The sequence below is a fragment of the Kitasatospora sp. NPDC058063 genome, from assembly GCF_042885395.1.
Classification (GTDB): Bacteria; Actinomycetota; Actinomycetes; order Streptomycetales; family Streptomycetaceae; genus Kitasatospora; species Kitasatospora lactacystinica.
In genome coordinates this window covers 34,341-51,816 of the sequence record NZ_JBHVSD010000010.1, presented here as the reverse complement: position 1 = coordinate 51,816, position 17,476 = coordinate 34,341, and the positions used below count along the sequence as shown (strand labels likewise).

The 17,476-nt window shown below is 73.1% G+C and carries 16 protein-coding genes; 6 read left to right on the top strand and 10 right to left on the bottom strand.

Going from position 1 to position 17,476, the window contains the following annotated elements:
- Positions 1-101 precede the first annotated feature (101 nt).
- From efeB to ACFVUY_RS18965, 3 genes are all read left to right on the top strand, one after another.
- Positions 102-1,403 carry an iron uptake transporter deferrochelatase/peroxidase subunit gene (gene efeB / locus ACFVUY_RS18975; protein WP_387687379.1) on the top strand — a complete coding sequence of 434 codons (1,302 nt, stop codon included), beginning with the start codon at positions 102-104 and terminating at the stop codon, positions 1,401-1,403.
- A 45-nt stretch (positions 1,404-1,448) separates the two neighbouring features.
- Positions 1,449-2,297: an iron uptake transporter permease EfeU gene (efeU, locus tag ACFVUY_RS18970; protein ID WP_387731186.1), complete on the top strand. Its 849-nt coding sequence runs from the start codon at positions 1,449-1,451 to the stop codon at positions 2,295-2,297.
- Between the two features lie 225 nt (positions 2,298-2,522).
- Complete coding sequence (locus ACFVUY_RS18965; RefSeq protein ID WP_387687383.1) at positions 2,523-3,131, top strand: DUF4232 domain-containing protein; 609 nt, start codon at positions 2,523-2,525, stop codon at positions 3,129-3,131.
- Positions 3,132-3,251: 120 nt separating this feature from the next.
- Here ACFVUY_RS18965 and ACFVUY_RS18960 read toward each other — a convergent pair whose 3' ends face one another.
- The 4 genes from ACFVUY_RS18960 to ACFVUY_RS18945 all read right to left on the bottom strand — a co-directional run bounded on the left by ACFVUY_RS18960 (position 3,252) and on the right by ACFVUY_RS18945 (position 9,547).
- Positions 3,252-5,813: an ABC transporter permease gene (locus tag ACFVUY_RS18960; protein WP_387731184.1), complete on the bottom strand. Its 2,562-nt coding sequence runs from the start codon at positions 5,811-5,813 to the stop codon at positions 3,252-3,254.
- A 59-nt stretch (positions 5,814-5,872) separates the two neighbouring features.
- Positions 5,873-6,643 (bottom strand): ABC transporter ATP-binding protein, encoded by a 771-nt coding sequence (locus ACFVUY_RS18955; protein WP_387731181.1) that lies wholly within the window; start codon positions 6,641-6,643, stop codon positions 5,873-5,875.
- Positions 6,644-6,817: 174 nt separating this feature from the next.
- Positions 6,818-8,950 (bottom strand): restriction endonuclease, encoded by a 2,133-nt coding sequence (locus tag ACFVUY_RS18950; RefSeq protein ID WP_387731178.1) that lies wholly within the window; start codon positions 8,948-8,950, stop codon positions 6,818-6,820.
- A gap of 276 nt (positions 8,951-9,226) precedes the next feature.
- A complete protein-coding gene (locus tag ACFVUY_RS18945; protein ID WP_387731176.1) occupies positions 9,227-9,547 on the bottom strand; it encodes a hypothetical protein in 321 nt (106 codons plus the stop codon).
- Between the two features lie 219 nt (positions 9,548-9,766).
- Here ACFVUY_RS18945 and ACFVUY_RS18940 point away from each other — a divergent pair, with 219 nt between their 5' ends.
- Both ACFVUY_RS18940 and ACFVUY_RS18935 read left to right on the top strand, forming a co-directional pair.
- Positions 9,767-10,711 carry a DUF2797 domain-containing protein gene (locus tag ACFVUY_RS18940; protein WP_387731173.1) on the top strand — a complete coding sequence of 315 codons (945 nt, stop codon included), beginning with the start codon at positions 9,767-9,769 and terminating at the stop codon, positions 10,709-10,711.
- A gap of 93 nt (positions 10,712-10,804) precedes the next feature.
- Entirely contained in the window at positions 10,805-11,107 is a 303-nt protein-coding gene (locus tag ACFVUY_RS18935; protein WP_387731171.1) for an alpha/beta fold hydrolase, read from the top strand.
- A gap of 35 nt (positions 11,108-11,142) precedes the next feature.
- Here ACFVUY_RS18935 and ACFVUY_RS18930 read toward each other — a convergent pair whose 3' ends face one another.
- From ACFVUY_RS18930 to ACFVUY_RS18905, 6 genes are all read right to left on the bottom strand, one after another.
- Positions 11,143-11,511 carry a hypothetical protein gene (locus ACFVUY_RS18930; RefSeq protein WP_387695463.1) on the bottom strand — a complete coding sequence of 123 codons (369 nt, stop codon included), beginning with the start codon at positions 11,509-11,511 and terminating at the stop codon, positions 11,143-11,145.
- Positions 11,508-12,194, bottom strand: a complete 687-nt coding sequence (locus ACFVUY_RS18925; RefSeq protein ID WP_387731168.1) for a DUF6232 family protein — start codon at positions 12,192-12,194, stop codon at positions 11,508-11,510. The genes ACFVUY_RS18930 and ACFVUY_RS18925 overlap by 4 nt, the downstream gene beginning before the upstream one ends.
- Before the next feature lie 129 nt (positions 12,195-12,323).
- Positions 12,324-12,629 carry a hypothetical protein gene (locus ACFVUY_RS18920; protein WP_387695465.1) on the bottom strand — a complete coding sequence of 102 codons (306 nt, stop codon included), beginning with the start codon at positions 12,627-12,629 and terminating at the stop codon, positions 12,324-12,326.
- 338 nt (positions 12,630-12,967) lie between these two features.
- The gene (locus tag ACFVUY_RS18915; protein WP_359913819.1) at positions 12,968-13,705 is read right to left on the bottom strand and encodes a succinate dehydrogenase/fumarate reductase iron-sulfur subunit; all 738 of its coding nucleotides are present in this window, start codon (positions 13,703-13,705) and stop codon (positions 12,968-12,970) included.
- Positions 13,702-15,645, bottom strand: a complete 1,944-nt coding sequence (locus tag ACFVUY_RS18910) for a fumarate reductase/succinate dehydrogenase flavoprotein subunit (protein WP_387731627.1) — start codon at positions 15,643-15,645, stop codon at positions 13,702-13,704. Before ACFVUY_RS18910 ends, ACFVUY_RS18915 begins: the two co-directional genes overlap by 4 nt.
- Positions 15,646-15,686: 41 nt before the next feature.
- Positions 15,687-16,391 (bottom strand): succinate dehydrogenase cytochrome b subunit, encoded by a 705-nt coding sequence (locus ACFVUY_RS18905; protein ID WP_380354559.1) that lies wholly within the window; start codon positions 16,389-16,391, stop codon positions 15,687-15,689.
- Between the two features lie 96 nt (positions 16,392-16,487).
- Here ACFVUY_RS18905 and ACFVUY_RS18900 point away from each other — a divergent pair, with 96 nt between their 5' ends.
- Positions 16,488-17,411, top strand: a complete 924-nt coding sequence (locus ACFVUY_RS18900; protein ID WP_387695466.1) for a LysR family transcriptional regulator — start codon at positions 16,488-16,490, stop codon at positions 17,409-17,411.
- Positions 17,412-17,476: the final 65 nt, after the last annotated feature.

Genomic DNA, 17,476 nt, shown 5'->3' with positions numbered 1-17,476 from the left:
ACCCGAAGTACCCCGCCGACGCCGTGGCGGCCCGCGATCCGGGCCCCACGGCCGCCGCGGGTCAGCGCACAGTCCAGCACAGTAGAAGGGCCCGCCCGCCGATGGACGCGGAGAACGAGCAGCAGAACGGGACGCCGGCCACCGCCGACGCCGCCGGCACCAGGAGCGCGGTCAGCCGACGCGCCGTCATCGGCTGGGCCGGCGCGGGCGTCGCGCTCGGCGCCGCCGCCGTCGGCTCGGTGGCGGCCGCCACCCGGCAGGACGACGCCGTCCCGGTCGCCGCCCCGGTCGGCGCCGAGCTGCCGTTCTACGGCGAGCACCAGGCGGGCATCTCCACCCCGGTCCAGGACCGGCTGCACTTCGCCGCCTTCGACGTCTCCGAGAAGGCCACCCGCGAGTCCCTGGTCAAGCTGCTCAAGGAGTGGACCAAGGCGGCCGCCGCGATGACCGGCGGCCGCGAGGTCGGCACCGGCGCGGTGCCCGGCTCGCCGGAGGCGCCGCCGGACGACACCGGCGAGGCCCTCGGCCTGCCCGCCTCCCGGCTCACCCTGACCATCGGCTTCGGCCCGAGCCTGTTCGAGAAGGACGGCGTGGACCGCTTCGGCCTCCTGGCCAAGCGCCCCGAGGCCCTGATCGACCTGCCGAACTTCAAGGGCGACAAGCTCGACCCGGCCCGCAGCGGCGGCGACCTCTGCGTCCAGGCCTGCGCCGACGACCCGCAGGTCGCCGTGCACGCGATCCGCAACCTGGCCCGGATCGGCATGGGCACCGTCAACATCCGCTGGTCGCAGCTGGGCTTCGGCAAGACCTCCTCGACCACCCCGGACGAGCAGACCCCGCGCAACCTGATGGGGTTCAAGGACGGCACCCACAACATCGCGGGCACCGACACCGGGAAGCTGGCCGACCACGTCTGGGCCGCGCCCGGCGACGGCCCGGAGTGGATGACCGGCGGCTCCTACCTGGTCGCCCGGCGGATCCGGATGCACATCGAGACCTGGGACCGCGCCTCGCTCAAGGACCAGGAGGACACCTTCGGCCGCACCAAGGGCGAGGGCGCCCCGTACGGCAAGGGCAAGGAGCACGACGCGCCGGACCTCAAGGCGATGCCCGCGACCTCGCACGTCGCGCTCGCCCACCCGGACGCCAACGACGGCCTGATGATCCTGCGCCGCGGCTTCTCCTTCACCGACGGCACCGACGGCCTCGGCCGCCTGGACGCCGGGCTGTTCTTCCTCGCCTACCAGCGCGACACCCGCAAGGCCTTCGTTCCGCTGCAGACCCGCCTCGCGGCGAGCGACAAGCTCAACGAGTACATCCAGCACGTCGGCTCCGCCCACTTCGCCTGCCCGGCGGGCGTGCGCAAGCCGGGGGAGTGGTGGGGTCAGGCCCTGCTCGGCTGACCTCACCCGCCCCCGGTACCACCTCTACACCCCCCAGGAGCCCGCGTGTTCGGCAACTACCTGATCGGCCTGCGCGAAGGCCTCGAAGCCAGCCTGGTCGTCTGCATCCTGATCGCCTACCTGGTCAAGACCGGCCGCAAGGACCGGCTGCCGCCGGTGTGGATCGGCGTCGGCTCGGCCGTGGCGCTCTCCATGGCCTTCGGCGCCCTGCTGCAGTTCGGCTCCTCGCAGCTCACCTTCGAGGCCCAGGAGGCGCTCGGCGGCTCGCTGTCGATCATCTCGGTCGGCCTGGTGACCTGGATGGTGTTCTGGATGCGGCGCACCGCCCGGCACCTGAAGACCGAGCTGCACGGCAAGCTGGACGCGGCGATCGCGATGGGCACCACGGCCCTGGTGGTCACCGCCTTCCTGGCCGTCGGCCGCGAGGGCCTGGAGACCTCGCTGTTCATCTGGACCGCGGTCCAGGCCACCGGCGACGGCTGGAACCCGCTGATCGGCGCCGCGCTCGGCCTGCTCACCTCGGTGGTGCTCGGCTGGCTGTTCTACCGGGGCGCGCTGAAGATCAACCTGGCCAAGTTCTTCACCTGGACCGGCGCGATGCTGGTCGTGGTCGCGGCCGGCGTCCTCGCCTACGGTGTGCACGACCTCCAGGAGGCCGGCTGGCTGCCCGGTCTGCAGAGCACGGCCTTCGACATCTCCAGCACCATCCCCAAGGACAGCTGGTACGGCACCCTGCTGAAGGGCGTCTTCAACTTCCAGCCGGACCCGACGGTGCTCCAGCTGGTGGTCTGGCTGCTCTACCTGGTCCCGACCCTGGCCGTGTTCTTCAACGTCCTCGGCGGCGGGAAGAGCGGGAAGCCCGCCCGGCCGGTGGCCGCGAAGCCGGCCGCCTGATCCGGTCCTCCTCCACCCGTAGCCCCGTACCGCCCCGTCCGGCATCCGCCGGGCGGGGCGGTGTCGTGCGGGCGGCGCCGGTTCGCGCCAGCAGCGGCCGAATCCGGTCAGGAAAAGGAAGAAAACGGTCAGCTCTGACAAACTGCAGCCTCAATGGAACCGTTCTGCCACGGCCTTCGTACTTAGGGTGACAGACCCATGCCATTACTCACCCTTGGGGGGACCATGACCGTTCGCAGGCCTGCCAGGTTAGTCGCCGCCGGTGTCGCCGCCCTCGCGGCGACCGTCCTGCTGACCGCGTGCGACGACGTGAAGTACACCGACGACAAGCCGGGCGACCCGAAGGCGAGCGCCGCCGGGGCGACCGTCCCCGGCGACCCGATGGCCGGCCAGGCGGCCGGTTCGCGGTGCAAGAGCGACGAGATCACCGCCACCGTGCAGCTCAAGGGCGCGGGCTCGGCCATGCTGACGATCAAGAACAAGAGCGACCACAACTGCACCCTGTACGGGTACCCGGGCTTCGGCGGCCTGAAGGCCGACAACAGCGCGGACGCGCTGTCGGCCAACCGCGAGGCCCACCCCGGGCCGGCGGTGCTGGTCACCCTGAAGCCCAACAAGTCCGGCTACGCGGGCCTCAAGTGGACTGCCTGCGACAAGTCGGACGCGACCTGCCACGCGCTCACCGGCCTCCAGATCACCGCGCCGGACGAGACCACGCCGGTCACCGCCGAGGTGCTCGGCACCGACGGCAAGCCGGCCGGCCAGCTGCTGGTCTCGGCCGCCGGGGTGACCACCGGCACGCTGCAGCCGAACAACGAGAAGGTCCTGTTCTGACGCGTGCCGTCCACCTGACGCCGCTCGGCCGACGACAGTCGCCCGACGACGCACCGGAGCCCCCGGGGCGGTTCGACGAGAACCGCCCCGGGGGCTCCGGGCTTCCGTACCTCCGGACCGCTACTGGCTCTTGATCGAGTCCAGGATGTCCAGCCTGGCCGCCCGGTGGGCCGGCCAGAGCGCGGCCAGCAGACCGATCACGGCGGCCGCGAGCAGGAAGCCGACGGTCTGCACCGGCGGGACGACGGTGGTGATGTCCTTGAGGCTGTCCGCCAGCGTGCGCACGCCCGCCCAGGCGACCAGGATGCCGAGGCCGACACCCACCAGCCCGCCGAACAGCGCGATCAGCAGCGACTCCAGCCGGACCATCCGGCGGATGCCGAGCCGGTCCAGGCCGATCGCCCGCAGCATGCCGATCTCCCGGCGGCGCTCGAACACCGACATCGCCATGGTGTTGACCACACCGAGTACCGCGATGACCACGGACATGCCGAGCAGGCCGTACATCATGTTCAGGATTCCGGTGATCATCTGGCGGTTCTCCGCCTTGATCTCCTTCGCGCCCTTGACCGCGATCAGCGGGTTGCCGCCGGTCGCGTCGCGCAGCGCCTGCTTCAGCTCCTCGGTCGCGCCGTTCGTGCCCTTGACCAGGACCTTCTCCAGGCCGGTGCCGGGCGCCAGGTGCGGGCCGACCACGGCCTCCGGGACGACGACCGAGGCCAGCGCGGTGTTGGCCTCCAGGATGCCGCCGACGGTCAGCGAGCCCTTGGCGCCGTCCGGGTAGGTGACGGCGAGGGTGTCGCCGACCTTGTAGCCGGCGTGCTCGGCCCGGCCCGAACTGACCAGCAGCTTGCCCTGCTTGAGGGCGTCCGCGGAGCCCTCCTTGACCTTGACGGTGGCCAGCTGGTCGATGGTCGCGGCGTCCACCGCGGTCATCCACTCGCTGTCCTCCCCGTTCTGCCCGGTCTTGACGGTCACGCCGCGCTCGGTGCTGATCACGCCGACGCCGGGCGCCTTGGCGATCTGGGCGGCGACCTCGGGGGAGAGCTTCGAGAAGTTCTGCATCGCGACCGTGTAGTCGGCCTTGAGGTCGCTCTCCGCGGCCTTGTCCACCGCCTGGTTCACCGAGGCGCCGATCACGGTCAGCGAGGTGATCAGGGTGACGCCGATGGTCAGCGCCGAGGCCGTGGCGGCGGTGCGGCGCGGGTTGCGGATCGCGTTCTCCTGGGCCAGCTTGCCCGGTGCGCCGTACACGGCGCGCAGCAGCGGGGCGAACAGCGCGATCAGCGGACGGGACAGCAGCGGGGTCAGCACGAACACGCCGATCAGCAGCGCACCGGCGCCGAGGCCGACCAGCTTGACCTCCTTGCCGGCCACACCGGCCGCCAGCGAGACGAGGCCGGCCAGCGAGAACAGCAGGCCGATGGCGTTGCGGACCCGCAGGCCCTTCTGGGTGGCGGGCTGCTCGGCCGAGCTCATCGCGGCCACCGGGGCGATCCGGGAGGCCCGGCGGGCGGGCAGCCAGGCGGCCAGCACCGTCACCAGCACGCCGACCGCGAGTGCGGCGATCACCGTGCCGGGGGCGACGATCAGCGGGCCGTCCGGAAGGTTGGCGTCCATCGGGCCGTTGAGCAGCGACTTGAGCCCGGCGGCGATGCCGATGCCCGCCAGCAGACCGGTCACCGCGGCGGTCAGACCGACCAGCACGGCCTCGATCAGCACCGAGCGGGTGATCTGGCGGCGGGTGGCGCCGACGGCGCGCAGCAGCGCCAGCTCCTTGGTGCGCTGGGCGACCAGCATGGTGAAGGTGTTGGCGATGATGAAGATCCCGACGAACAGCGCGATGCCCGCGAAGCCCATGAGGACGGTGGTCAGGACGGTGGTGCCCTTCCTGATCATCTCGTCCTGCTCGGCGGCGAGTTCACGGCCGGTCTTCGCCTCGATGAAGTCGCCCTGCGGGACGGCCTGCTTGACGGCGGCGAGCAGCGCGGCGTCGTCGGTGCCCGGCTTGGCCTTGACGTCCAGCTCGGCGTAGCGGCCCGGGGTCAGGTAGAGCTGCTGGGCGGTGGCGGTGTCGAAGGCGGCGAGCGAGCCGCCGGCCACCACACGCGGGTCGTTGGTGGTCAGGGTGCCGGTGAGCTTGAGCTTCATCACCGGGCCGTTGACCGCGACCCGGACGGTGTCGCCGACCTTGTAGCCGCCCTTGTCGGCGGTCTTGCGGTCCAGGGCGATCTCGGTGGCGTCCTTCGGGCCGCGGCCCGCGACCAGCGGGTAGCGCGGGTCGGTGCCGTCGGCGCCCGGCACGTAGTTGGTGCCGGTGGTGGAGAAGCCGTTGCCGATCAGCGCGCCCTTGGTGTCGGCGATGCCGGCGAAGCCGCTGACCACGCCGCGGACCTCGGCGGCGCCGGGCACCGCGGCGACCTTGGTACGGGTCTCCTCCGTGAGGGTCGGGCCGGCGATCCGGCCGCCGTCGTCGTCGCTGAGGTTGCGGGCCTCGCGGTCGCTGACCGTGACGGCGACGTCGGTGTAGCTCTTGGAGTTCTGGGTCCTCAGCGCGTTGCCGAAGGTGTCGGAGAAGACCAGCGTGCCGGACACGAAGGCGGTGCCGAGCATGACGGCCAGTACCGTCATCAGCAGCCGGCCCTTGTGGGCGAGCACATTGCGCAGTGCGGTGCGGAACATGGGGAGGCGTCAGTCCTGGGGGTACTCGGGGACGGGTGGCGTTTCGGGGCCGGGGGCCTTTAGCTGGTGCGGCCCTTGGCGTCGAAGCGGCGCATGCGGTCCAGGACGGTGTCGGCGGTGGGGTGGTGGAGTTCGTCGACGATGCGGCCGTCGGCGAGGAAGACGACGCGGTCGGCGTAGGAGGCGGCGACGGGGTCGTGGGTGACCATGACGACGGTCTGGCCGAGTTCGCGCACCGAGTTGCGCAGGAAGGAGAGGATCTCGGCGCCGGAGCGGGAGTCGAGGTTTCCGGTGGGCTCGTCGGCGAAGATGATGTCGGGCTTGCCGGCCAGGGCGCGGGCGCAGGCGACGCGCTGCTGCTGGCCGCCGGAGAGCTGGGAGGGGCGGTGGCTGAGGCGGCCGGAGAGGCCGACGGTGTCGACGACGCGGTCGAGCCAGGCCTTGTCGGCCTTGCGGCCGGCGATGTCCATCGGGAGGGTGATGTTCTCCAGGGCGGTCAGGGTGGGGAGCAGGTTGAAGGCCTGGAAGATGAAGCCGATGTGGTCGCGGCGCAGCTGGGTGAGCTGCTTGTCCTTGAGGCCGACGAGCTCGGTGTCGCCGATGGTGGAGGAGCCGGAGGAGACGGTGTCCAGGCCGGCCATGCAGTGCATGAGGGTGGACTTGCCGGAGCCGGACGGGCCCATGATGGCGGTGAACTCGCCCTGGGGGAAGGTCACGGTGACGTTGTCGAGGGCGACGACGCGGGTCTCCCCCTCCCCGTAGACCTTGTTCAGGCTGGTGGCTCGGGCGGCCGCCCGCCCGGTGTGGACGGCGGTTGCGGGGAACGTCACGTGGACTCCTGGGACGGATTAACGGAATGTTTAACTCCGTAACATCATCCCAAGCTGTTCGAATGCGATGTGTATGCCGCGCGGACGGTCGGCCCCCGCCCACCCGGCGGGGTGGCGGGGGCGATCTCCTCCTCAGGTATGACGCCGGCCCCTGAGGGATCTGGTTCCGGTGGGCTACTCGACCGCCACGCCGAAGGCCGCCGCCAGCCCGGCCAGACCGTTCGTCACCGCCCGCCCGGACGGGCTGAACTCCCAGCCGCCGGCGCCCCGGCGGAACGCCCCGAGCAGCATCGCGGTGTCCGGCACCCCGCCGGTCGGTCCCGCCCAGGCGTCCGGACCGCCCGCGCCCGGCCCGTACGCGGCGGCGAGGGCCAGCCCGTGCACGTAGCCGAGCGGCAGCGCCGGGTGCTCCTCCTCCTCGGTGGACACGGCGACCACCACCTCGTCGACGGCGGCCGGCAGCCGGTGCAGGTCCAGCGCCAGCCGGGCCGCCCGGGTCGGCTCGCCCGGCACCGAGCGGGTCGGATGCAGCCGGACGGAACCGTCCGGATCCTGCGGGCTGTTGAAGAACACGAAGTGCTCGTCGCTCAGCACCCGGCCGCCCGCGCACAGGAAGGCGGTGACGTCCAGCTCCACCGCGTCCCCGCCGGCCGTCCGGCTCTGCCAGCTCACCGTGAGGGCGGTCTCGCCCGCCCCCTCGGGACCGCCGTCCGCGGCGGTGGTGGCGGCGGCAGCGGCGGCCCCGGACCCGCCGCCGAGCCGGCCGCGCAGACCCTGCTCGGCGAGCAGGACGACCAGCTCCGGACCGCTCACCAGCGTCAGCGGCTTGCCCTCGATGTAGCTGTACGAGCCGCGGCCGAAGCCCGCGGTGGTGACCAGGATGCCCTTGTTCGCGCCGTGGTGGCGGACGGTGGACTCCAGGTCGCGCACCGCCGTCGGCGGGACGGTCTTCTTGTAGCGCTTCGCCTGGATCACGATCTTGCCGCCGGTCACCGGGTCCAGGTCCTCCGCCACCACGTCCACCCCGACGTCGCCGCTGCGGGCCGTGGTCATCACCCGGAAACCGCGCAGCCGGAACAGCTCGGCGATCAGGTCCTCGAACTCCAGCGGGTCCATCTCGAACAGGTCCGGCTCGTCCTCGCCGCCGTGCCCGGCCAGGCTCCCGCCGACGCTCTCCGGCCGCCGGTCCGGGCGCACCTCGTCCAGCCGCTCCGGGCGCGCCGACAACCGGCCGCCCAGGCCCTGGAAGCACTCCAGCGGATCCACCCGGTCCAGTGCCAGGCCGGCGAAGCCGGCCCGGGTCGCGGTCAGGGTGGACAGGAAGCGCTCGGCCTCCCGGCCGGTCGCCGGGTCGATGCCGAGGACGAAGCCGTTCAGCACCACCGAGTCCAGCAGCCCGTCCCGGTCCGCCCGGAACAGCTCCGCCGCCACCCGCAGCGCCGACTGCGCCAGCACCTGCCGGTACAGCGCCTTGCGCTCCGTCGCCGGGCGGGCCACCTCGGCCTCGCGGTCGTCCGACTTCACGTACCGCACCCGCGCGGCGGCCGGCACCACGTCCGGCCCGGGCAGCTCCCAGTCCACCACCAACTGGCGGCTCCCGGCGTCGAACGCCGCCGCCAGCCGGTGCGGGAAGCCCTCCGGCCAGGCCGCCGAGGCGTACAGGCCCGCGGTGAAGTACTCCTGCACCGCCTCCGGCTCACCCGCCCGCAGCCGGCGCAGCAGCTCCTCGGTCCGCGCGGCCAGCTCCTCCTGCTGCCGGCGGGACTGCTCGGCCCAGGCCAGGTACTCCTGGTGGTACCCGGCCAGCCGCTGCTGCCGGTCCGCCTCCCGGGCCTGGGCGGCGTACCAGTCCTGCTCGAACCGGGCCCGGGCCTGGGTCAGGTACTGCTCGTACTGCTGCCGCACCCCCGGGTTGCGGGCCTGGACCGGGTCCGGCGGCGGCACGAAGTACCGGGCCGAGGACTGGTCCGGCATCGGCACCGGCTCGCCCAGCGGACCCGGATCGAACGGCGGCACCGCCGGCGGCGCCAGCAGGGCCTGCGGGCCGAAGGCCGGCGCGGCCAGCCCGGCGGCCAGCAGCCCCCTCAACTCCTCCACCCGGGCGTCCAGTTCGGCCGTCCGCCGGGCCACCTCCGCCTCCCGCGACTGCTGGTGGGCGCGCAGCGCCTCGCGCTCGTCGCGGGCCGCCGCCTTCTGCGTCTCGCGCTGCTCCCGCTCCCGGCGGCGCAGTTCCGCCGCCTCGGCGCGCCACCGGGCCTCCTCCCGGCGCTGCTGCTGTCGCTGCGCCTCCGCCCAGATCGCCAGCACCCCGCTGCTCCGCCGCCCCGACACCGTCCGCCCACCCCATTCGCCTCGCGCCGACCGGCCGCCGCGGCACCGCCTCCCGGCTGCGCCGCCGACCGCGCCCGCAAGAATAGAACGTGAACACCCCGCCGGGCCAAGCGCCGGTGACCTGCGGGGCTTTCGGGCGGGGCGACGGCGCCGGAGGGCGTGGTGGCCGAGGTGGCGGAAAGCCGACGTGGGCCCGCCCGGCGGTGTGTCGCCGGACAGGCCCACGGTCTCCCGCGCCGTGCTGCCGCAGGGTCAGGAGGAGGCGGCGTCGGCCTTCTGGATCGTCGCGCCGAGGTCGCACCAGGTGGTCGAGGTGCCGCCGGACTCGACGCGGTTGCCGTAGTGGGTGTAGTTGCCGTAGCCCGGCTTGTAACAGACGATCCGGCCGGTGAAGGCCGAGCCGACGCAGCGGATCGAGGCGCCCGCGTGGCCGCCGCTGCCGGTGAAGTAGGACGGCGCGTTGCAGCTCAACGCGGTCGTGGTGGCCGAGGCCGGGCCGGCGGCCAGGAGCAGGCCCGAGGCGGCGAGGGCGAGAGCGCCGGTGGTGGCGGCGGCACGCTGGAGAATGCGCATGGCTGTTCCCTTCCCGAGGGGGTCGTTCGTGGGGGATTCACTGCCGAGGACGCTAGCCGTGTGTTTTGACGGGGTCACGTCGACTGGAGGGTCCGTCGAGCGGGGTTCGAGCGGAGGTCCGGCCGCCGCCCGCCCACCAGGGCCCGGAGGCTGCGCGGGAGCGACCGGCCTGTCGGCGGCACCGGGTAGTCTCGACGGCTACCGAAAGCAAGGAGAGACGTGACGATCCCCCCGCACCACCCGGAGCCCCAGGGCCGCCCCGCCGGCTGGATCTCCACCGGCCTGAGCTGGCAGGACGGCCGCGCCCTGCTCGGGGCCGCGTGCGGCGCCCGGGTGCACGAGCGCGCGGTGGCGCCGGGGGCGGAGGTCGGCTGGCTGCTGGGCGGCCCGCGCCGCTGCGTCGGGGCGTGGCTGGCGGGGGCGACGGAGCGCACGCCCTGCCCGCACCACGCGGTGATCGATCCGGCCGGCGGGGCGACCCAGTGCCCGGCGTGCCAGAGCGTGGACCGCGGCCTCGCCCTCGCCCGGGACCAGATCCTCGACGACGGCCGCACCTACCTGCTCTACCTCGCCTGGTTCGGCGAGGGCCTGCTCAAGGTCGGCCTCACCGCCGAGCAGCGCGGCGACAGCCGACTGCTCGAACAGGGCGCGCTGGCCTACGCGTTCACCGCGCGCGGCGCCCTGCCGGCGGTTCGGCGCGCCGAACTCACCGTCGCCGCCTCGGGCCTGGCCCGCGAGCGGTACAAGTCCCGGCTCAAGACCGAGCACTGGTGGTCGCAGGGTGACGCCCCGTACCGCCGCACGGTGCTCGCCGAGGCCCGCGCCCGGGCGCACCGGCTGCTGGACGGCCACGCCGTGGAGCTGCTCGCCGACCGCCCGGTGGTCGACCACGTCGAGCGCTACGGCCTGGCCGGCGGCGCCCCGGAGGCGTACCGGGAGATCGTCGGGCTGGCCGACGGCGCGGTCGTCGCGGGCCGGCTCCGCCCGCCGGTGGGCCGGCACCTCTTCCTCGACCAGGCGGACGGCTCCGGCCCGCTGCTGCTGGACACCCGGCTGCTCACCGGCTGGACGCTCGGCCCGGTCACCGGCCGCGGTTCTACGGGTCTGACCCTGCGCGAGCGACTGCGTCCGCCGGAGCCGGACACCCAGGAGGCGCTGTTCTGAGAGCGGTCGCGGAACCGCCCCGACCAGCGTGGTTGTGTAATAAAACCACAAGGGCCTAGCCTCGGCCTTTCGGTTTTCATTCCGATCGCCCGGGTGGTGAGCGTCAACGGGCCCACGCCCTTCGGCCAGCCAGGCCTCGGCGCGGCGCTCGCCGCCCGGCCCGCGCTCGCCCTGTGGGGCGCGGCCGACCGCACGCTCGCCGCCCGGCACTTCCTGCCGCTGTTCGCCGAGGCGTTCCCCCGCGGCCGGATCGTCGAACTGCCCGGCGTCGGCCACTGCAGCCCCGAGGACGCCCCGGACGCCGTCGGCGACCTGGTACAGCGCTTCCTCGCCGAGACGGAGACGGAGACGAAGACGGAGGCGGAGGCGGAGGCGGAGACGAGGGGCGCGGCATAGACCGGCGCCCGGCACGGCCGGGCGCCGGCGGACGGTCAGCCGCTGAGCAGGGCCAGGAGCTGGTTCGCCAGGCCCAGCGCCGGGGCGGCCGCCTCGCCGAGGCTCTGGGCCACACCGGCCAGCAGCAGCAGGGTGTTGCGCCGGCTCCTCGGCTCCTCGGCGGCCGGGCTGGTCAGCACCGGCAGGGCCTCGGCGAGGCTCTGCCGGTCCGCCTCGTGCAGCCGGCCGTCCCGGGCCAGCTCGGTGACCACGGCGGCGAGCCGGGCGAACAGCGCGGCGACCTCCGGCGGCAGGGCCTGGTCGGCGGCCGGGCCGTTGTTGTGCTGGATGCCGATGTTGTTGCTGCCGCCGTGCATGGTGACCCGGTCGCCGTACTGGACGTCCGGACGCTGGTTGTCGTTCACTTGCTGACTCCCGTGTTTCCCTGGCCGCCGTAGATGTTGACGCTGTCGCCGAACTGGTACTGCCGCAGGTCCACGCTGATGGTCTGGACGACCTGCTGGAACTCGGCCTGCGGGTTCTCGATCGCGCGGGTGATGGTGGCCTGCAGCTCGAACGCCGGCTCCGCGGTGAGCCAGGCCAGCACCGCGGTCGGCGGGCCGGCCGTGTCCACGGCCAGCACGTACAGGTCGGGCCGGCGCAGCACCGGCCAGGTGAAGATCAGGAAGTAGATCGCCACGAGGATCACCGCGACGAGGACCAGCGTGCCGGACCCGGAGTCCGAGGACGAGCTGTCGGCGGCCTGCGCGATCACGAACACGGGCAGGAAGACGACCACGGCGAAGCCGAGCAGCCGCAGGAGCGCGCGGCGCCGGCCGGGCACGATCAGGGAGGTGCCGACCCGGGCCACGTTGGCCAGCGGGTACGCGGCCTGCCCGATCCAGAGGATGCGGTTGGTGACCGCGACGCGGGTGGTGGTCGGGGTGCCGCTGGGACCGCCCGCGAAGGCCGGCGGGGCGGTGGGCGGGGGCGGCCCGAACGGGGCCGGTGTCGGCGGCCCGCCGGGCGGAGGCGGCGGAACGAACGGGAAGGAGCCGGTCTGGCCGGCCCGGGTCGAATCGGTAGGATCGGTCGGCTGCATGGCCATGTCCCCCAATACTGTCGTGCAGGGGAGGACAATGTGCCAGCACGGTCCGGGTCTGCACAAGTTCATTGCCGTACCCGGTAACTGACATATCGTCGGTTCGTATGCCCTGGCCCCGCCGACCGCGGTCCGTCAGCTCAGCTTGCCCCGGACCACGCCCGGGCCGGAGCGGGCCCGGCGGGACAGCGGCGGGCGGGACGGGCGGACGTCGGCGCGGGCCGGTTGCTCGGCCGCCTCCGCGGCCCGCCCGGCCAGCGCGGCCCGGGCGGCGGCCAGGGCGACCCGGGCGAGCAGCGGGTCCTCCCGGACACCGGCCGCGTGCTTGGCGCTCTGGCAGGCGGTGCACCAGACCGGAGAGGCCGGCCCGTCCGGGTACACCATCTCCTCGGGCGGCAGGTAGTGCCCACCGCACTCGACGCACTCGAAGACGAACCTCATCCGACGATCACCGTCCCGGATCCGTGGCACCGACCGCAGGGCGACCAGAACGTGTGGACGCTGGGCACCATGCTTCCTTCCTCGTCCAGTTCGACCGTTGCCTCGGTCTTCTGGGTCCCCCCGGACCCGCCGCAACCGGAACAGGACTGAACCTCGGGCATATGCCGTCCTTCCGTGGCGGAGCACCACCGTAGCGCGATTCTCCGTCAGGAAGCACCGCCCGCCGGGATCCGCCACCCGTACGGGTAGCGCGAACCACCGCCGCACGCCCCGCCACACAGCAAGTGTCGGCCCCTGCCTGAGCACCAGAACAGGGGCCGACCGCAGGAGGGGAGTTGTCAGCCGCGGGCGGCCCGCAGGAACTCCCGGTTCATCGCCGCGATGCTGGGCAGCGGGATGCCCTTGGGGCAGGCGGTGGCGCACTCGCCGGTGTTGGTGCAGCCGCCGAAGCCCTCGGCGTCCATGGCCGAGACCATGTTCCGCACCCGGGCGGCCCGTTCCGGCGCGCCCTGCGGCAGCACGTTGAGGTGCACCACCTTGGCGGAGGTGAAGAGCATCGCCGAGCCGTTCGGGCAGGCCGCCACACAGGCGCCGCAGCCGATGCACTCGGCGTGCTCGAAGGCGGTGTCGGCGACCTCCTTGGGGACGGGCGTGGCGTGCGCCTCGGGGGCGCTGCCGGTGGGGGCGGTGATGTAGCCGCCGGAGCCGATGATCCGGTCGAAGGCCGAGCGGTCCACCACCAGGTCCTTGACCACCGGGAAGGCCGCCGCCCGCCAGGGCTCGACGTCGATGGTGTCGCCGTCCTGGAAGTGCCGCATGTGCAACTGGCAGGTGGTGGTGCGCTCGGGGCCGTGCGCCCGGCCGTTGATGACCATGCCGCAGGCGCCGCAGATGCCCTCGCGGCAGTCGTGGTCGAAGGCGACGGGCTGGTCGCCGCGGGTGATCAGTTCTTCGTTGAGGGTGTCCAGCATCTCCAGGAAGGACATGTCCGGGCTGATCCCGCTGACCTGGTAGGTGGTCATCGAGCCAGGTGCGTCCGGGCCGGCCTGGCGCCAGATGCGCAGGGTGAGGTTCACGCGTAGCTCCGCTGGGTGGGGTGGACGTGCTCGAAGTCGAGTTCCTCGCGGTGGAGGACGGGTGCCGCGCCGGTGGCGGTGAACTCCCAGGCGGCGGCGTAGGAGAAGTCCTCGTCGCGGCGGGCGGCCTCGCCGTCCGGGGTCTGGCTCTCGGTGCGGAAGTGGCCGCCGCAGGATTCGGCGCGGTGCAGTGCGTCCAGGCACATCAGTTCGGCCAGTTCGAAGTAGTCGACGAGCCGGTTGGCCTTCTCCAGCGACTGGTTGAGCTCCTGCCCGGTGCCGGGCACCTTGATCCGGCGCCAGAACTCCTCGCGCAGCCGCGGGATCCGCTCCAGCGCCCGCCGTAGTCCGGCCTCGTCGCGGGCCATCCCGCACTCGTTCCAGAGCAGTTCGCCGAGTTCGCGGTGGAAGGAGTCCGGGGTGCGGTCGCCGTTCACCGCGAGGATCAGGTTGAGCCGGTCCTCGACCTCGGCCTCCACCTCGGCGAGCACCGGGTGGTCGGCGGGCACGGCCGGCAGCGGGTGGCGGGCCAGGTAGTCGTTGATGGTCGGCGGCAGCACGAAGTAGCCGTCGGCCAGGCCCTGCATCAGGGCGCTGGCGCCGAGCCGGTTGGCGCCGTGGTCGGAGAAGTTGGCCTCCCCGATCGCGAACAGGCCGGGGACGGTGGTCTGCAGGTCGTAGTCGACCCAGAGCCCGCCCATCGTGTAGTGGATCGCCGGGTAGATCCGCATCGGCACCCGGTACGGGTCCTCGGCGGTGATCCGCTCGTACATCTCGAAGAGGTTGCCGTACCTGGCCTCGACGGCGTCCCGGCCCAGCCGGCGGATCGCGTCGGCGAAGTCCAGGTAGACGCCCTGGCCGCCGGGGCCGACACCGCGGCCCTCGTCGCAGACGTTCTTGGCGGCCCGGGAGGCGATGTCGCGGGGCACCAGGTTGCCGAACGACGGGTAGATCCGCTCCAGGTAGTAGTCCCGCTCCTCCTCGGGGATCTCGGCCGGCGGCCGGGTGTCGCCCTGCGCCTTGGGCACCCAGATCCGGCCGTCGTTGCGCAGCGATTCGCTCATCAGGGTGAGCTTGGACTGGTGGTCGCCGGAGCGCGGGATGCAGGTCGGGTGGATCTGGGTGAAGCACGGGTTGGCGAAGTACGCGCCGCGCCGGTGCGCCCGCCAGATCGCGGTGGTGTTGGAGTTCTTGGCGTTGGTGGAGAGGTAGAACACGTTGCCGTAGCCGCCGCTGGCGAGCACCACGGCGTCCGCGGTGTGGCTGCGGATCTCGCCGGTGACGAGGTCGCGGGCGACGATGCCGCGGGCCCGGCCGTCGACCACCAGCAGGTCGAGCATCTCGGTGCGCGGGTGCAGTTCCACGTTCCCGGCGGCGATCTGCCGGGAGAGCGCCTGGTAGGCGCCGAGCAGCAGCTGCTGGCCGGTCTGGCCGCGGGCGTAGAAGGTCCGGGAGACCTGCACGCCGCCGAAGGACCGGGTGTCGAGCAGGCCGCCGTACTCGCGGGCGAAGGGCACGCCCTGGGCCACGCACTGGTCGATGATCTCCACCGACACCTGGGCCAGCCGGTGCACGTTGGACTCGCGGGCGCGGAAGTCGCCGCCCTTGACGGTGTCGTAGAACAGCCGGCGGACGGAGTCGCCGTCGTTGCGGTAGTTCTTGGCCGCGTTGATGCCGCCCTGGGCGGCGATCGAGTGGGCGCGCCTGGGGGAGTCCTGGAAGCAGAACTGGACGACGTGGTAGCCCTGTTCGGCCAGGGTGGCGCCGGCCGCGCCGCCGGCCAGGCCGGTGCCGACCACGATCACGGTGTGCTTGCGCCGGTTGGCCGGGTTGACCAGCTTGGCGTCGAACCGCCGCTGGTCCCAGCGCTGTTCGATCGGGCCGGCCGGGGCCCTGGTGTCGGCGACCGGTTCGCCGAGGGTGTACTCCAGGTAGCTCATGTCACCACTGCTCGCTTCACCACTGCTCACTCCACGACTGCTCACTTCACGACTCCGGTCATCACGGCCACGGGGACGGACAGGAACCCGGCCGTCAGCACCAGGGCCAGGCCGTTCGCGATCAGCTTGAGCGCCCGGTCGCGGCGGGCGTTGTTGGCGCCGAGGGTCTGCGCGGCGCTCCAGAACCCGTGCCGGATGTGCAGGCCGACGGCCAGCATCGCGACGACGTAGAACACGTCGACGTACCAGCGGCCGAAGGAGGCCACGATGTTCTGGTACGGGTGGCCGTGCTCGGCGGCCGGGTTCACGGTCAGCGTGGTGAGGTCCAGGACGTGCCAGACGATGAACAGCGCCAGGATCACCCCGCCCCAGCGCATGGTCCTGGTCGCGTAGCTCGCCCGGCGGCGCTTGTGCACGTACCGGCTCGGGCGGGCCGCGAGGTCGCGGCGGCTGAGCTGGTACGCGGAGACGCCGTGCAGCACCACGGCGGCCAGCAGGCCGGCCCGGGCGATCCACAGGAACCACTCGTGGCCCAGGAAGGGCTGCCCGATGGTGCGCAGCCAGGCCGCGTAGCCGTTGATGTCGTCCGGGCCGAAGAACACCTTGAGGTTCCCCAGCATGTGTGCGACCAGGTACAGCAGCATGGCCAGTCCGGTGACGGCCATGACCGCCTTCTTGCCGACGGTCGACCGCCACAGGGTCGCCAGGGTGGACGGGTGCCGGGCCGTCCGAGTCGCGGTTGTCATGGCTGCAACGGTAGGGACGGTGGGTCGGGTGCGTCCAAGACATGATGCGGCTGGTGACGATAGGCACCGGCTATCGATGCGGCCTATCCTGGCCCTGTGCAGCTCCAGCAACTCCGCTACTTCCTGGCCGTCGCCGAGACCCGGCACTTCACCCGGGCCGCCGAGGCGGCGCACGTCGCCCAGCCGTCGCTCTCGCAGCAGATCCGTTCGCTGGAGCGGGAGTTGGGCGCCGAACTGTTCCACCGCACCCGGGGCAACATCGCGCTGACCGACGCCGGGGACGCCCTCCTGCCGCTGGCCCGGCGCATCCTCGCGGACACCGAGAGCGCCCGGCTGGCCGTGCAGGAGACGGTCCAGCTGCGCCGCGGCCGGGTCCGGCTGGGCGCGCCGCCGAGCCTGTGCACCAGCCTGGTGCCGGACGTGCTGCGGGTCTTCCGGGACCGTTACCCGGGGGTGACGCTGGTGGTCCGGGAGGGCGGCTCGCGCGATCTGGTCGGCTGGCTGGCGGCGGGGGAACTGGACCTCGCGCTGATCATCACCCGGCCGGGCGGGGAGCAGGAGCCCGCGCTGTCGGTCACCGAACTGCTGCACGAGGAACTGGTGCTGGTCGCCGCCGAGGGGCGGGCCCGGCGCAAGGTCCGGGTGACGGAGCTGAAGGACCGGCCGCTGGTGATGTTCCGGGAGGGCTACGACGTCCGGGAGGCGACCCTGGCGGCCTGCCGGGCGGCCGGGTTCGAGCCGCGGTTCGCGGTGGAGGGCGGCGAGATGGACGCGGTGCTGGGCTTCGTCCGGGCCGGGCTCGGCCCCGCCGTCGTCCCCGGGATGGTGGCCGCCCGCTCCGGCCTCGCGGTGACCGCGTTCGCCGGGCCCGGCCTCGGTCGCACCATCGCCGTCGCGCACGGCCACGAGGTGCCGCCCACCCGCGCGGCGGAGGCCCTGCGGGAGACCCTGCTGGCGCACCTGCGCGACGCCGCACGCGACGGCGAACTGCCGCCGGGCACCCGGCTGTTGCTGCCCTGAGCCCTGCCGCGAGCCGGCGGACGGGGAGCGGGCGTCCCGCGAGCATCGGATCCGGCGGGCGACGG

Bases quoted from the DNA above. Each gene is read 5' to 3' on its own strand.
- efeB (WP_387687379.1), top strand. From the start codon at position 102: ATGGACGCGGAGAACGAGCAGCAGAACGGGACGCCGGCCACCGCCGAC.
- ACFVUY_RS18965 (WP_387687383.1), top strand. From the start codon at position 2,523: ATGACCGTTCGCAGGCCTGCCAGGTTAGTCGCCGCCGGTGTCGCCGCC.
- ACFVUY_RS18960 (WP_387731184.1), bottom strand. From the start codon at position 5,813: ATGTTCCGCACCGCACTGCGCAATGTGCTCGCCCACAAGGGCCGGCTG.
- ACFVUY_RS18945 (WP_387731176.1), bottom strand. From the start codon at position 9,547: ATGCGCATTCTCCAGCGTGCCGCCGCCACCACCGGCGCTCTCGCCCTC.
- ACFVUY_RS18925 (WP_387731168.1), bottom strand. From the start codon at position 12,194: ATGGCCATGCAGCCGACCGATCCTACCGATTCGACCCGGGCCGGCCAG.
- ACFVUY_RS18920 (WP_387695465.1), bottom strand. From the start codon at position 12,629: ATGAGGTTCGTCTTCGAGTGCGTCGAGTGCGGTGGGCACTACCTGCCG.
- ACFVUY_RS18910 (WP_387731627.1), bottom strand. From the start codon at position 15,645: ATGAGCTACCTGGAGTACACCCTCGGCGAACCGGTCGCCGACACCAGG.
- ACFVUY_RS18905 (WP_380354559.1), bottom strand. From the start codon at position 16,391: ATGACAACCGCGACTCGGACGGCCCGGCACCCGTCCACCCTGGCGACC.